At 45.8% G+C, this 16,909-nt stretch carries 7 protein-coding genes; all 7 read right to left on the reverse strand.

Going from position 1 to position 16,909, the window contains the following annotated elements; genetic code table 11:
* Positions 1–179: 179 nt before the first annotated feature.
* Positions 180–1,436 carry a DUF6786 family protein gene (locus tag ACYVAA_RS19345; RefSeq protein ID WP_460544929.1) on the reverse strand — a complete coding sequence of 419 codons (1,257 nt, stop codon included), beginning with the start codon at positions 1,434–1,436 and terminating at the stop codon, positions 180–182.
* A gap of 590 nt (positions 1,437–2,026) precedes the next feature.
* Positions 2,027–4,774, reverse strand: a complete 2,748-nt coding sequence (locus ACYVAA_RS19350; RefSeq protein WP_460544931.1) for a GH116 family glycosyl-hydrolase — start codon at positions 4,772–4,774, stop codon at positions 2,027–2,029.
* Positions 4,775–4,915: 141 nt separating this feature from the next.
* Positions 4,916–6,010: a P-loop NTPase family protein gene (locus ACYVAA_RS19355; RefSeq protein ID WP_460544933.1), complete on the reverse strand. Its 1,095-nt coding sequence runs from the start codon at positions 6,008–6,010 to the stop codon at positions 4,916–4,918.
* Positions 6,011–9,292: a GH116 family glycosyl-hydrolase gene (locus tag ACYVAA_RS19360; protein WP_460544935.1), complete on the reverse strand. Its 3,282-nt coding sequence runs from the start codon at positions 9,290–9,292 to the stop codon at positions 6,011–6,013.
* A 22-nt stretch (positions 9,293–9,314) separates the two neighbouring features.
* Positions 9,315–12,137, reverse strand: coding sequence for a GH116 family glycosyl-hydrolase (locus tag ACYVAA_RS19365; RefSeq protein WP_460544937.1), 2,823 nt, complete (start codon positions 12,135–12,137; stop codon positions 9,315–9,317).
* Positions 12,138–12,511: 374 nt separating this feature from the next.
* A complete protein-coding gene (locus ACYVAA_RS19370) occupies positions 12,512–14,182 on the reverse strand; it encodes a RagB/SusD family nutrient uptake outer membrane protein (RefSeq protein ID WP_460544939.1) in 1,671 nt (556 codons plus the stop codon).
* Positions 14,183–14,188: 6 nt separating this feature from the next.
* Positions 14,189–16,909, reverse strand: a 2,721-nt coding sequence (locus ACYVAA_RS19375; protein WP_460544941.1) for a SusC/RagA family TonB-linked outer membrane protein, incomplete at its 5' end; no start/stop codon positions are given.

Consider the following 16,909-nt stretch of genomic DNA (forward strand, 5'->3'; position numbering starts at 1 on the left):
GTATTCACCTTTACCCAAACTTAATAATATAGTTACCTGTATTATTAAAGGCTAAATGGATCTAATGTACTTAATCAGTTCAAATCTTTAATCAAAAGAACAATTACCAGCCAGTTTTTATTTTTAGGAACCAAAAACATTACCTCTATTTATACAATTCGTATAAAGTAACTGATCAGTTAATTATCAAATACAGCTGCTATCTCATCCAGGGAAACTCCAAAAACCTCCCGTGAAACAGCATTTAGCTGCTCCTTGTCCCCTACCAAATGGAAGGTATATTGAATATGGGTCAAGGATTCCTTGGGTGCCAATGCGGCCCCGGGGGAAGAGGTTTCCAATTCATAAAATGGCCCCAAAGGCTTGCCTCCATCAACCGCCCCATCATTGTAGGAATTGACCACATCACCTTCATAAGGGGCATCCTGGATTTCCCACTTGGAGTTCACATAATCAACTGCCCCTTCTGGCTTATTGTACTTTACAATCGTAAGCACCGCATTTTCAGCATCATAACTACCCAAGACGTCTTTCGCACTTTCTGGAGAAAGGCCGATCTTACTTCTGTATTCCCCGTCTGCTTTGAAATAGATCCTGTTTTCATTTGTCACCAGACGATCATCGGAGAGGCTTCCAAACGATTCATATATGTTTACGGGTTCCTCTCCCGTCTGAACATAGGGAATCACCACTGTGGTAGTAGGGGAATGCTTGAACATGCCCAACATCCATATGGACAGCAGACCGGACTTTTTCTCCCAGGCCTTATCCCCCACGTTGGTCAATTTATTTTCGGTTTTGTAAGCCACCGCATCCAAGCCTTCAAGGCTAGCAACTCCCAATAACGATAAGGCCTCCTTATCAGAAAGCACCTGCACCATCCGGTCTATTTTCATATCAAAGGTAAATCCCTGATAGTTGGTCAGGGAGGCGGACTTGGAAAAGGAAACCGTCTTTTCGGACTGCTCCAAAACATCAAAAGGCTCAAGGTCAAGCAAGCGGGGCGTCTTCCATTGATCAAAGGTAAAATCGGCTCCCTTTTCAAAAAAGATGGAATACTGTCCCCCTTCGGGTCCTAACCAAAACCTTTCTTCCCCTCCGTATACATTGATCTGAGGGTTGATTTCACCGGACTGATAATGGGGCCTATTGATCCAACCATAACTATCACCTCCCCAGCCCTTTGCTGAGCTGGTCATCACCCGCCCTTGCAGTCTGGGAGCCACAGCCACCATTCCATTTCCTGATTGGAGCACGACAAGGTCTTTTTCGTATTCTTTTAAAAAATCTACGTCCTCCTTAAAAGGCCCCTGTTGTTCCATGGTTTCTTCCTGTAGGGTGTTTTCTTCTGTTTTATTACCTGGTTTACAGCTTAGCATGGCTAACAGACCCAGCGCCATTATGCTTTTTGAAGAGGTATAGTATTCAGTTTTCATTGCTTATTATTTGTTATATTTTTCAAATTAAAAATGAAATATGTGTATTCGCTTTTCTGCACGTGGCCAATTAAATATAGGTTTTGGCTTATTTTTGAGATTTCCTACTTTTTCCATTGATGAAAAAGTAGGCAAAAAATCTAGGCCAGTGGAGCATTCTTCAAATTGAGCTGATCATCGTTTCGATCAGGACAGTTTTACTCAATTTGATTTTGGACCACTAGCTCTGGGCTAAAAATGAGTGGATCTCGCTGTTCCACAACACGAGCTAACTCATTTTCTTAACGCCCTCCGCCACTGCTCCAAAACCGAATGCTCCAAAGGCCAGATTCCGTTTATTATTTTGGACTTCCCTTACTACCTGCACTCTTACGAATACACATAAAATGAAATCAGTTTTTACGCTATAAAACTGATTCCACAATAAATACATCATTTGTTAGCTATTATTTCCTTTGATGTTTATTTGTTCTAGCGCTAACCTCGTAAAAGAAATCTGTCGCATATTCCGGATCACCCCTACTTTTTCATATTTTGGAAATGCTAAAACCTGTCAGGTTTTATTCATTTCTAAACAGGACAAAGCAGGCTTAGAATTCAACAATTGAGGACAGCTGCTGTCCTTCTCTCAGGGAAATCCCCCCCAGATTCCAGGTATATCTCCCCTGAGCATCGGTCTTACCTTTCACCTTCAACCTTTTGCCATCCACTTTCAACACGGCTGATTTGGCTCTTTTCCCTTCAGGAAGTTGAAAGGCAAAATCAGTAAGGTCCAACTTGCCAAAAGCCATTTCAAGGCTATTCTCCTGTTGCTGCTTTTCTCTTTTTTGTACGAAGCTTCCCCAGCCTTCTGCTGCGGTAAAGGCCGCCTTAAAATCATCCTGTTGCCAACGGGGGTTGAATGCCAAATATCCTTTAGGTCCATGGTACTCAAAACCACAGGCTGCGGTATAAACGCCATAACTTGCCATGGCCCTGGCGTAGTGGTCACTGCATTCAATTTCATTGTAAGGGTTCCTCATGGAAGGGTGATACCTGTCGTGGATGGCTTTGGTGATGGCCAGTCCTTTCTCCAACAAATCCTTCCCTTCCCAAACCATGTGACTGGCTGCCTGGTATTCAAATCCGGTCATACATTCATTAAAATACCCGTACTGCCAGTGTTTTTCCCAGTCACTTTTTCTTCCACCATTTGGCCAGGTACACATGATCAAACCTGCATCTCCTTCCAGTGCGTAAGGTCTTCCTGCCAAATTGGGCGGTAATTTGGACCGGTGTGCCCCCATATTGGTCATGAAATTATGCTTCCATAAGGAGTCAAGGGCTTTTTTATTCAGTTCTTCGCTGAATATACGGCCCAAGCCTACCTGAAATGCCCAGCCTTGGCCAAAAACTTGATCAATATAGCAGCCGGTACCGATTCCTATAGCTCCGGAATGATTGGGATCCTCCTTTTGTACAAAATAGCCGTATTCCTCGTTAAATAGCCCTTCTATATTTTTCTTGCCTTTCTCCAGAATAGTGCTGCACTCTTTTTCAAAGGCATCATCGTCCATTTCTTTGGCCATCTCTAGCCCGCAGGCCAAAGCGGAAAGGTAAAGGGAAGTGATGACCGGAATATTGCCGTACCACTCCGCATCCAGGGTATTGTGCTGCTCTCCATAAATCATCCCATTAGCCTCACCATCTTCCTTGTCCATATCTATCAGGTACTTAAGGCTGAGTTTAATATTGTCCCAATTATTTTTCAAAAAGGTATGGTCACGGCTGGTCTGGTGATCCCTATAGGCCCGCATGACGATACCTGCCTGCCCGTCCGCAGCATCCCTATTGGCCAATCCGGCCCTGAAGTCTATCTTCCCTGACTCTTTGTCCATTACCTTGAAATCAGTTTGTTCACGAAGATTTCGCTCGATTTCAGGGAAAATACGCCCCATGGCCTGTTCATAATGCCAAACATGGGTACAAGTCCCCGGACAACAGCCAACGCCTTCCCATGCCCAAAAACGGCCGTCTTCTAACCTATAACTGGTTTCTGTCGCCAATATGGAGGTATTGATAAAAGTTCTGTTGAGGAACCAATGGGGCAAAGTGGCGTTCTCATAATAGGTCTTTACCCATAACAAAGTCTTTGACTCCAGCTCTTCATAGCGGGAAGACAGGTCCAAAGCCACCTCAGAGGCATCCTTAAACTGGGATGAATAATACCTTCCTTTGAACTCATAACTGAAATCCCTTCCTTCTTGAGGATATAAATTGGGAAAATACCAGCTGATGATAAATTCCAGGGACTTTTCCTCCCCCGGCTCCAGGTGGATTTCCTGGGATAGGCTGCTGACAGGCCTGTCCCCCAGATCACTGATAAGCTCTTTACCAGAAGTTCCCTTTACGTCTTCCTGCTGCTGTCCATCCAAGCTAAACCTGGTGTTTTCATCGGCATTCCGAAGAAGTAAAGCCATACTTCCATGATCAGGCTGGTTTTTCACCTCAAAGGAAGGGGAATTGGTTTTGGCCATTGAAGGGGGTGCATCCATCACTACTGCCGTTTCCTTCCCTGTGGTTATCAATCGGTTCCTGAGTTTGATATCCAGAGCATCTCCCGACTCCAAATGTACTGCATTTTCCAACCAGCCGGTGAGGGTGCAGCTGAGACTGTTCTTGCCCGTGTTTTTGAGGGTGTATTTAGCCACGGTGGCGGGATAGCTGGAAGCATCCCAATCCAAAGGGATAAAGGGTGAAAAGGACAATAGGCTCACTTCCACTGGAAACTGATCTTCCTTGTAGTTGACCTTAGCTATCGGGTACTGTCCTTTGAAAGTAATGTCTGAAAAGCCATTCTTATCCAAGGTTTTGGTCTGATCCCCTACCTGGATTTTGAAACCTTGTCGTACCGGTGATTTTTGCTGTAAGGGGGAAACAAACATCGTTCCGTTGCGGGGAGTAAGTTTCTTCCCATCAAAACGCACCGTTTTTTCCGTCACCCCATTGTGTTGTTTATTGAAAATGTGCCATAACCACAATTTGCCATCACCGCCTACATAAACCTGTCCGGCGGTGATTCCCCCTACCGGCATTCCTATATAGCTCAGCTCTTTGCCGGAGTACACCTCTTCTTTCCCGCGCTCGTAAAGTGACTTTATCCATGCAGGATCCAACTTTTTATCCGCTGGGTTTTCCCATTGAACCTTTGCCTCCGACTTTGCCCGGACAGGGGAAGGGAAGCCGGTGGCCAAACCACCCGCCACCAGGCCCATACTTCTAATAAAATCTCTTCTGTCAAAGGGGACGGGTTTTGGTTTTTTGTTATAACCCGGTTCGTTATGATGCTTTTTGTCCATGTATTTGATACCTTCTTTTTTATAAATGTAAATCAGCTTTAGTTTTAAGTTGAAGCTGGTTTGTTGCTATCGGGTATTTTCTTTAGTTCTTTCCCTAACCGAAGCGGGAAAGGGAATAAGGTTCTTTTGCTTGATGATGTCCTATTGATTCTCCTGAATTCTGTAGGTCGGTTCAGGCCTTCCCGGCTTTAGGTGTTTAAGTGTTTTCTTTTCAAACTGCAGGCCTTGTTCGGCACTGACACTGATGACATCCTCCATGATCTCGTTCAACAACTCCGGCGCCACTTCAGCACGGATATTGATGACCAGGCTGGCTGAGGCGGAACTAAAAGGATGGCCTTTGATACTCAGCTCCCGGTTGGTGCCCACCAAGTTGGCATACAGTTCAGAAAAGCCGCTTTTCAAAAAGGACTTCAAATGACCGATAATTATTCCTTCTGCTTGAAATACTCCCTGTAGAAGCTGAAGGATACCCACATTGAATTCCGCCCAAGGTACTAGGCCTCCATTACTTCGGTAAACCAAAAATTCAGCATTATACCAGCCCATACGGGCCTCTCCCTCGGCGTAAATATCATAATCAACCTGGGCGATTCGGGTTCCTATACGTTCATCTTCGAAAAGATCTTTTAGCCATTCCTCCATTCCCTGTCCACTTTGGGCGGAAATCCAATGCACAGGAAATTCCGGGAATTTTTCCTTGACCATACCGCTAAGTTCGGCCCTGTCTTTTTCCACCAACAGATCGGTTTTATTGAAAACCAAATAATCCGCTTCTTCCAATTGCTTGAGGTAAATATACCCTGATCCTTCCTTTAGCCCCTCTTCAGAGGTCAACTGCTCCTGAAACCGCAGGGGATCTATCAGCACCGTTAAAGGCACCAGTTCAAAGTCCTGATAATGGTAGGCTTTTATGGGCTGTACCAGGGTAGCAGAAAGGTCCGTGCAGCTACCGACGGGTTCGGCTATAATGGTATCACAGCCCGCATCACGCAGGTAAAGTGCCGCGTCCATCAGGCCATCGAAGTTACAGCAAAAGCAACTGCCAGCGATCTCCTTTACCGCAAAACCGTCGTTGGAAAGCACCAATGTATCCACCAAGCCTTCGGCCTGGTCATTGGTGATTAAACCTACGGTTCTTCCTTGTTGTTGAAGCATTGCCGCCGCTGTTTTGAGCAGAGTGGTTTTCCCTGCCCCCAAAAAGCCCCCTATGATGATTAATTTTGTTTTTTCCATTTAACTTCTCAAATGTATTTCCAAGCTATCTCCCGCTTTTAGTTCGAATTCAGGCCAGGAGAATAGATAGCTGTTCCCATTATTTATTGTGCTTATCGTTAAATCCTTACCGTTTAATTTAACCATTGCTTTCGCATTTTCCATCCCGCTAAGCTCCATTTGTGAAAGCCTCAATGTTCCGTATTTAAGACTCAACTGGTTGGTTTGCTTCCCGGATTCCCTTTGTTGACTGAAGGTTCCCCAGCCTTCTGCGGTGGTAAAGGGAGCTTTAAAATCTTCAGGTGATAATTGCGGATTGAAAGCAATATGCCCTTTGGGACCATGATAGTCAAAACCACATACAGCCAAGAATACCGCATAGCTGGCCATAGATCTGCTATAGTGGTCGCTGCACTCTATTTCATTATAGGGGTTTCTCTTCTGGGCATGGTAGCGGTCGTGTACTACTTTGGCAGTGGCCAAGCCTTTCTCCAAAAGCCCTTCCCAAACCATGTGAGCGGCCACTTGATATTCAAATCCATTCATTGCCTCATCAAAATACCCCCCTGGTCCGGTCCACACTTTGGAGTTCAAAGGGCGGTTTTCCATGCCCGGTACTGCTTTTTCGTCCCCGCCTTTTGGCCAGGTACACATGATTGTTGCGGCCTCTCCTTCGGCAGCATAGATACGGGGTCCTCGGATGGTAGTATGCTGCTTTTGATAAGCGTACGCATCGGGCGCAAAGTTGTATTTCCAAATGGACTCCAATGCTGACTTCGTTTCCTTGGCAGGGACTACTCGCTCAGATAAGCCGATCTGGTGCGCAAAGCTTTGCCCCAGCACCTGATCGATATGGCAGCCATCGTTGGTATTGATCGCCTGGGGATGATTTTTATAATCTGGCTTATGGATAAAATATTCTCCGTTAAAAAGCTCATTCACTATTTTCCTTCTTCCCTGTTGAATGAGATCGTCGCAGTCTTTGACAAAGCTTTTATCCCCCATTTCTTCTGCCATTTCTTTGCCTGCCATAAGGGCCCCCAGGTACAGCGAACTTATCCAGCCCATAGGGCCGTACCAAGCGGCATCCAGCGTATTTTGTTGACGCCCCTCTAAAATTCCGTCCTTGTCCTTATCCTCATGGATCAAGAAGTTGATGGACTTCTTGACCTTTTCATAGTTGGATTTCAGGAACCTATTGTCCGGGGAGGTTTTGTGTTCACGGTATACCCGCATGACCGTTCCAGCAAAGCCATCGTGTGCCTCTTCCAAACCGTGGCCTCCGGCCGTTTCATCACGGTGGCCCATAACGCCGGTTTGTTCATTATAGCTATAGCCCAGATCGGTAAGCTCCCTCAAGGTCCTTTCAAGCTCTGGAAAAATCCGGGCAGAACCTTGGGCATATTGCCAAACGTGTTGACAGGTACCCGGACAACATTCTACCCCTTCCCAACCCCATATACGGCCATTGTCAAACCAGTTGAGGGTATTGGTGGCCAGACAGTCAATGGGTATAAAACTTCTATCCAATAGCCAGCCGGGCAGCGTGGAATCGTAATAGGTTTTGTTCCAACGCTTTGTGGTTCCTGCTAAGTATTCAAAATCATCTGCCACATAATCGGCCACCTGCAGTGCTGATTTGAACCAATTATGATAGTGACGCTTCAGGTAGTTGATCCCCTGTAAAGCAAGTAATTGCCCACTCTCTTCTTCCTGTTGGTTCAAATGGGGGAAAAACCAGCTCAACACAAAGGTGACTTCTTTTTCCTCCCCGGGATTGAGGGTAAAGGATTCGCCGATTGCCCCTAAAGATGGTTTATCGAAACCAAAGGTTTCAGTAGAACCATGCTCCATAGCAGATAGGGCATCAAGGATTCTATCGGCGCCTAGGTCTCCTGACAGGTTGAGCGCTGATCTCGAATTACTGGAAGGGTGCAGTAAGGACCATGCCATGGAACCATACCCATGCTGACCTTCCAGACTATTGTCCACTATTTTTTTATCGGTAAACACAAAGTGGTCTGCGGTAATATGCCCCCAGCTACCTTTGTGCTGGTCCACTATCTGCAGCTGCGCTTTTTTTCCCAAGAATTCCTGTACATCAAAAAAAACGGTACTCATGGTATTGCTGTTACGGCCAGATTCAGAACGGACCACCTTACCATTTATCAGTAAATTTACGGCGGTGCTTCCCTTGTGGGCTCCTCCAGATAGCTTAAACGTGATGTATTTATGGCTGATTTCAAAAGTTTTACTGGTCAGTGATCCGGTTAAACTGTCGGGGTTCGCTATTTCTTCCCGCGCATTGTACCCATTGATAAAATAGTCGCCCTCATAGCCATTGAGCGCTTGGTCAGCGGACAGGTTTTTCTTTTGATAAGGCCTGTCCCCGAAGGCGGCTCCTTCTACCTTCCAATTGGCATAACTACCACTTTCAAAATCCTCGAATACCACATCTGCGGGAAGCTCCTCATTTGGGCTTGGTTTTATGGTGTTCACGGTGGAATGAATGGTCGCCCGATTTTTCGCTACACTCAGGGTGTTTCTGCGCACACCCAGGTTATTGTCCTTGTTAAAGGGACAAACGGCATTTTCAAGCCAACCGGCAAGTTCCACCTTGGCTGCTTCTTTAGAGGTGTTCTTTACCTTATACTTTAATATCGTTACGGGCAGGGAAGATTTTTCCAGGTCAAGCGGAATAAAAGGCGAAAAGGCCTCCAAATCTACGTTAACCGAAAACTTTTCATCCCTGTAGGCTACTTTTCCAATGGGATATTCTCCCCTGAAAGTAATGTCTTGGAAGCCTTTTGCATCCAATGTTTTGGTTTGGGTTTTACCCTTACTGCTTACCCTTATGGCTGTCCCTTGGTTTACCGGTCGGTTTTCCCTTCCAAATACTTTTTCCGGGTAATAGTAGTGACTTCCCAAAGTCATCGCATCATATCTGTTTCCGTGGTCTTTTTCACGGCTATATTCCATTTTGAAAATGTGCCATAGCCAAAGACGGCCATCACCGCCTAAGTACAACTGACCACAGGCAATCCCGCCCACGGGCATCCCGATGTATTTTAATTCGTCTTTTTGGGCTGTAAAAACTTCAGCTTGGCCTTTCTCATAGAGGGATTTTATCCAAGCCTTTGAAAGCTTCTTATCCTCCGGTACAAGATGGCCTTTTTCATCGTAGAAAAATGGTCCGGCGAAAATCGGCATTGAAGAGGAAAGGCCGAGTGCCGAAACACCCAGTACGCCTTTCTTTATAAAATCTCTTCTGGAATCACTTGATATGCGCTTCTTTTTGTTCATTAGAATGATCTATTTTTAAAACTTAGTATGCTATACTACAAGCCAATGTATCACCTTCCCTCAGCAAGCTCCTGTCAAATGTCAACTCCTGATGGCCGCTTACTTCATGGGTTTGGACGGCCACTATTTTACCGTTGAGACTTAGCTGAACATCTTTGGGTTTTTCCCCTGATGGCAAAACTACCCGCCATCTACTTAGCTCCAACTGTCCATGTTTTAGTATTAGGGTGTTCTTTTGCCTCCCGGACTCCCTTTTTTGACTGAAGGTTCCCCAGCCTTCTGCTGCGGTAAAAGGTGCTTTAAAATCTTCCGGGGTCATTTGGGGATTGAAGGCGATGTATCCCTTGGGACCATGGTAATCAAAGCCGCATACCGCCAGCAGCATTCCGTAGCTGGCCATGGAGCGGCTATAATGGTCACTGCACTCGATTTCGTTGTACGGGTTGCGTTTATTGGCGTGATAACGGTCATGGATGGCCCTGGCGGTTGCCAAGCCTATTTCAAGAAGTCCCTCCCATACCATATGCACGGCCACCTGGTATTCAAAACCGTTCATGCACTCATCAAAATAGATCCCAGGACCACTCCAATAATTGGGGTTTTCCTCTCTCTCCTCCATACCTGGAACGGCTTTTTCAGCCCCGCCTTTTGGCCAGGTACACATCAAGGTTCCTGCTTCTCCAGCGGCAGCATATATACGGGGGCCCTTGATATACTTATGGGCCTTTTGGTAGGCAAAAGCATCCGGGGCAAAATTGTACTTCCATATCGCCTCCAGGGCACTTTTGCTTTCTTTTTCCGGCACCACTCTTTCCGGAATACCCAGCTGGGAAGAGAAACTCTGTCCCAATACCTGATCGATATGGCAGCCATCGTTGGAATTAATGGCTTCGGGATGGTTTTCGAAATCGTGTTGATGGATAAAATACTCCCCATTGAATACTTCTTTCACGATATTCTTCCGGCCCTTTACCAGTAGGGCATTGCATTCATCCGCAAAAGCCGTGTCACCCATCTCAAGGGCCATGTGCTTTCCTGCCGCCAAAGCCCCCAAATACAATGAACTGATCCAGCCCATTGGCCCGAACCATTCAGCATCCAATGTATTGGTCTGTTCCCCTTCCAACAGGCCATCTCTGTCTTTGTCCTCATTGATGATAAACTCGACAGACTTTTTGATTTTATCATAATGCCTCTCCAAAAACGACGGGTCTTTGGACAGCTTGTGCTCCCGGTACATGCGCATAACAGTCCCACAATGGCCGTCATGGGCCACTCTTCGGGAATTTTCAGCCCTCATGGCATAACCTCCACTTTCTTCGAGATAACCTATTGCTGGAACCAAATCAGTTGCTTCCCGCAGGTTGCGCTCAGCTTCCGGGAAAATTCTTGCCATTCCCTGGGCATATTGCCACACGTGGGTACAAGTACCCGGGCAACATTCTACGCCTTCCCAGCCCCAAATCCTGCCATTGTCAAATCGCTGCAGTGTGGCGGTGGCCATGGCATTGATCGAAATAAAACTACGGTCCAGCAACCAGTAGGGAAGACTGGAATCATAATAGGTACTGTTCCACAAACGGGTACCTCCAGCAAGCTCCTCAAAATCTTCAGCGATGTATTTTGCCACTTCAGCAGCCGAATCAAAACGGCTGGCATAATACAGCTTGGCCTCTTCGATCCCCTTCATGGCCCTTAAATCCCTTCTTCCTTCCGGCTGCTTATTTAAATAAGGGAAATACCAGGTCAACAAAAAGGTAATCTCTTTTTCCTCCCCTGGTTTCAACTTCACGGTATCTCCAAGCGCATTAATTTGGGTCTCATTAAACCCACTTTCAATTTTCTTCCTTGTTTCTCCACTTTCCAGCTTTTCAAATACCGCGGGCATTCCTGCAGCAGGATCAATTCCAAAAGCCTTTTTGTATCTTTTCCCAGGGGCAAGTAAGCTCCATGCCATGGAACCATAGCCCTCCTGGGCGGCAAGCTGCTCAGGCCCTTCCACCGTACTGTGCAGGGTAACCTGATCCGGTGTTGCCGAAATTTCCGTTACCCTCAGTCCTTTTTGACTTTTGTCAGCATAGGGACAAACAGCATTTTCCAGCCAGCCGGCCAAGCTGACTTTCACCTTTTTATCCGAGGTGTTTTTTACTTTATAGGAAAGGATGGTCGCTGGATTCGAAGATTTATCCAGTTCCCCTGGGATAAAAGGAGAAAATGCTTCCAAATGTACTTCTACCGGAAAATCTGTTGACCGGTAGTTGACTTTCGAAATAGGGTATTCCCCTCTAAAACTGATCGCATCAAAGCCCTTGGAATTTAAGCTTTTGATGGTTTCTTTTCCTTCATGGCTTACCTTTATCGCCATTCCCTGCGTTACGGGGCGGTCTTCTCTCAAAAAGGCACTCTCGGGATGCACATAATGCCCACCTTGCTCCATGTCGGTCATCATCTCGCTATTGGGCCTTCGGTTATATTTGGTACGGAAAATATGCCATAGCCATAGATTTCCCTCCCCCCCAATGTACAGTTGACCACAACCGATTCCTCCTACGGGCATACCGATATACCTTAACTGTTTTTTTTCTGCGGTAAAAACCTCAGGTAGACCTCTGTTATAAAGAGATTTCACCCAGTTGGCGGAGAGCTTTTTGTCTGCAGGAATCAGGTGGCCTTCCCCATCATAGGAAAAAGGCCCCGCAAAAGCAGGCATGCCTGATAGTCCCAAAGCGGACATCCCTAAAATACCTTTTTTTATAAAGTCCCTTCTGGGTAAATGCTTTTCCTCCCGCTGATCAACATCAACGTTTGACTCTTTATTAGAAAGGGATGTTAATTTTCTTTTCATGTTCATCAATCTTATTTTTGGACAAATGCGCTGCGCTTTTATACTTTTCTCAATGATTGCACTGGACGCCGCCCAAAAGGATAAGAATATGCAATACCAGCAGTTGATGGAAGTTTTTTATCAAAGCTTCTTTGCATCAGTTAAGGTAGATTTAAACCACTTATCGTCCTTGAAATAAGGGAGCCTATTTGTCCCAAACATAGCTTTGGGACATCCCAAGAACCATTTTACGGCATTTGCATAGCTTTTATTTTGTGTCATCCTTATGGCAAAAATGAAAAAGTAGTTGTAAATCCAGGCTTATCGCATCCGGCCAGTCAGTAATAAATAGGCAGTGCCGGACAAGCCCGGCACTGCTGATATGAATGAATTAATTAATAGTTGGGATTCTGGCTGATCTTGGAATTCCGGTCAATGACATCCTGAGGAACCGGCCAGAGGTAGTTTTTAGTGGGATCGAACTTTATCGGTTCCGCCACTACCTTTTCCACAGTCCAATCACCCAGTTTTTGGTTATAGTCTTCCGCTGTCAGATTAATACCATAAAGTACATTACCAGCGGGGTTCATTGCATTTTCTGCTTCTTTCCATCTGAGCAAATCATAGTACCTTTTCTCCTCATTTACCAATTCTACCCTTCTTTCGTGCCGGATCAAGTCCCTCATGGCAGTTTGGTTACCCAATAAGGCGTCCACAGGAGGAAGTCCAGCCCTTTCCCTGATCGGGTTGATAGCCTCTACGATCCGCGCATCACTTGGGTCAATTTCGTTCAAGGCCTCTGCCAGGAACAAAAGGGTTTCCCCATAGCGATAGATGATCCAGTTTTGATACCCATAACCTTGGTAAGTATCCATTTCCACGTATTTGACGCCCCAATATCCGGAACGTCCTCCACCTCCTTCGCCCCCAATGGCTTCAAGATTGCCATAGCTTGGATGCGACTGAAATGGTGAAAAGCTTCCATCTTGCCTCAACACAGGTTCACCGGGAAGCAAAAACCATGAAGTCAAGCGCTTGTCCCTGTTCTCCCAAGGATTTTGCACATCGTACAAGGGCGACTCGTAGATGGACTTGCCATCAACACATTCATAAGTATCCACCAAATTCCTCGGAGCGCTGAATCCAGCCCAGCCACCACCTCGCAGACTTACGCCGCCGGGGGTCCCCAGAAGGTTGATCATATGGGTAATTTCATCCTTGACATATTGCCTGGCAAGAATGGTTTCACTGTCCGTGTTATTGGTTTCGCTGTGGAAAAGATTGACGATGTCCGGGTGCAACCCATAATTGCCCCCATCTATGATTTCCTGACAGGCATCCACGGCCATGTCCCAAAGTTGGTCTTCAGCAAGGGTCGAAACAGCTTTCCCATGAAATTTACTCCAGCTAGCAGCCCATATCGCCACATCAGCTTTGAGCATTAAAGCAGCATCTTTAAAAATCCTTCCGGACTTATCCTGCCCTTCAGGAAGATTTTCCAATGCCTTGTCGATGTTTTCAAAGATGTAATCCACTACCTCAATTTGCGGGCTTCTCTCCAATGCCTCACTTTCCTCAATCGAAATTACATTTTCTTTGATCAAGGGCAGGTCGCCCCAAAGTCTGGTCATCCGGTAATACTTCATGGCCAAAATAAAGCGCGCTTCGCCCTTCATTCTTTTCAATTCATCCTCAGATCCGGAGCTGACTTTTTCTATGTTCTGTAAAAAATAGATCAACTGCCGGACATGATCATAGCGCCATTCTGACCAGCCATAACCTGCCTGCAGGTGTCCAGTGGTAGCCGCCAAGCCTCCTTGTTTGATCTCTCCCAATCCCCGCTCTCCCCAGGCATTGGTCATGATGGAATTGTCACTGTAGCTCTCTGTCCACCACCGGTCCGCATTGGGAAGGTAATTGTATAACTGATTGAGCGCCGCCTGTGCATCCCCTTGGGTTTTCCAGAAAGTATTTTCATCCGGGGTGTGCAAGGGATCGACCTCTAAAAAGTCCGAACAGCCCGACGAAATAATAAGCAATGATAATATATAGAATATGCGTTTCATTAGTAGCTAGAATTTAATGTTTAAACCTAAAGAAGTGGTTCTTGGAAGCGGATAGTATCCTCCTTCTGGATCAAAACCATCATAATTGGAAATAAGGCCCAGGTTTTGACCGGACAAATACACCCTGGCTTGGGCGATGCCTACCTTATCCAAAATGCTGGATGGGACATTATATCCGATTTGTACGTTTTGAAACTTAATATAATTCGCCTTCCTTAACCAATAGCTGGAATATTCACGGTCATTACCGGTCATATTGGTGGTGATTCTCGGATAGCTGGCATCCAGATTATCCGGTGTCCAGGAATCCAAATGCATCGGCCTGGCATTGGTGGTCAAGTAAAAGGCCCAACCTTCATAGCCCTGTAAATACCTGTAGTTGTTGGTAACACCATACACATTGGCAGAAAGATCAAAATCCTTATAAGAAACATTGAAGTTTAAGCCGAACCTAATCGGAACATTGTCATTTAAAATAACCCGGTCGTCTCCGTTGATAATCCCGTCCTCATTGACATCCCTGTACTTGATGTTTCCGGGCTTGACATTCACCTGGGAGGCACTGTTGGTGATTTCTTCTTCTGACTGGAACAATCCTATGGCTTGGTATCCAAAGGGCATATTCAATTGGGAATGGACATCCGTAAAGGTGTTTCCGCTTCTCCATGGACCGGAGCCATAGAGGTCCAACACCTTGTTTTTGGAATAATTGAAATTAAAGTCCACTCCATAATTCCAGTCACTTCGGGAATTTTTATAGGACAACATGGCCTCTAAGCCCTTATTCTCCAATTTCAGCGCGTTGATGGTAGGTGGAGCCAAACCATACTCAAATGGTACTGGGGCTTGATAAAGGATATCGTTTCTGATGTTCTTGAAATAATCTACAGAAAGCTGCAGCCTGTTATCCAGAAAACCCATTTCTAAACCGAAATTGGCCATTTCTGCTTTCTCCCATGATATGTCTCTTTTAAAAGAGGCATTGCTATAGGCCCCTCCGACCAAACTGCCGTTAAAGGCATAGGCTTTGGAATTGAACGTCAGTAAGTTTTTGGTTTCATACCTTCCGATTTTAAGTGCATCTCCCAATACACCGTAAGATCCCCTTACCTTCATTGAACTTATGAAGTCAATATTGTCCTGGAAGAAACTTTCCTGATCGATATTCCATCCAGCAGAAAATGACGGAAAGGTTCCCCATCTGTATCCGTCAGAAAACCTAGAAGAGCCGTCCCTTCTTACATTCATCTCAAACAGGTACTTTTGGTTGTAATTATAGGTCAACCTTGAAAAATAGGACTGAATGGCATCATGTCCCTTGGTGCCACCGTTCTGGATCGCATCCTGTCCGATATCTAAAACATATATCCCTGCAAAGGACATGTTCCTTCTGGAAGCCCAGAAATTATCGTATTCATCGTACTGTTGGGAGTATCCCGCAAGGATATTGAACTCGTGAAGGCCGTTCAAGGTATACTGATAATCCGCTGTTACCTGGGTCAGCTTGGTTCTACTGGTATTAGAGGTTTTATTAACTGTTTGCTGGGACAAAGGCGAGGAACTATAAATAGAACCGTCAGCATTGTACAGGGTAATAGGCTTGGTGTAGGCATCTATCCATTGATCTGTCGTACTCAATGAATACATGGGTTTGATGCTAAGTCCTGCTATGGGTTTGATATTCGCAGAGAATATGGCCCTGATTTCTTTGTACTTGTTTTGGGTAGCGCCTCCTTGATGAACCAACGATAATGGGTGTCCGCCCGGCACGCCTCCTGGACCTAAATACTGTCCCATCTCATTATAGATCGGGGTGATGGGAGAAATCCTCGTGGCAGCGGTCAATGCTCCGTTTACCCCACCCTGAGGCTCGTCCAATAAGGTTTCTGTATATTGGACATTGGAGCTTAAATCCAGCCATTCTGCCACCTTGAACGTAAGGTCCGGTCTGAAAATGTACCTGTTATAGGAATTGTTTTCAACTGCTCCGGACTGGTAGTTGTAGGAACCCGAAACATTGTACCTTACTTTTTCGGTGTTGCCGGAGAAAGACAAATAATTGGTACTGATCAGTTGGTTCTTTTTGAACATTTCCTTGTACCAAACGTGATCAGGCAACTGGCCATTTTGGAGCCTTTCAAAATCATCAGCGGTGTATTGATCCTGATTTCCCTCATTTCTTCTCGCCAAGTTATAAAGGTTCATAAAGTCATTGGCCCCGACAAAATCAATAAAATGAAGCGGGTTTTGTGCCCCCGTATTGGTGGTGAATGTTACACTAAGGTCTTTGGAAGTGCCTTTTTTGGTGGTCACCAAAATGACCCCATTGGCCGCCCTGGATCCGTAAATGGCTGCCGAAGCGGCATCCTTCAATACCGAGATCGATTCAATATCGTTGGGATCAATGGTGTAGATATTTCCCGGGACACCATCAATGATCACCAAAACCCCAGAACTTCCTCCAATGGTAGAGGTTCCACGGATATTGATGGAAGCCCCACTACCGGGCGCCCCGGAATTATTGGTAATGTTCAAACCGGGACTCTTTCCTTGCAGCAGCTCCTGAACATTGGTTACGGCCCTTCCTTCCAGGTTCTCTTTTTCAACTGTCCCTACAGCGCCGGTCATATTAATTTTCTTCTGCTCACCATAACCGATGACCACCACCTCTTGGAGAGATTGGGTATCTGCCTTTAGGACCACGTCTATTGCAGACTGTCCTCCCAC

The organism is Echinicola sediminis, assembly GCF_054777495.1.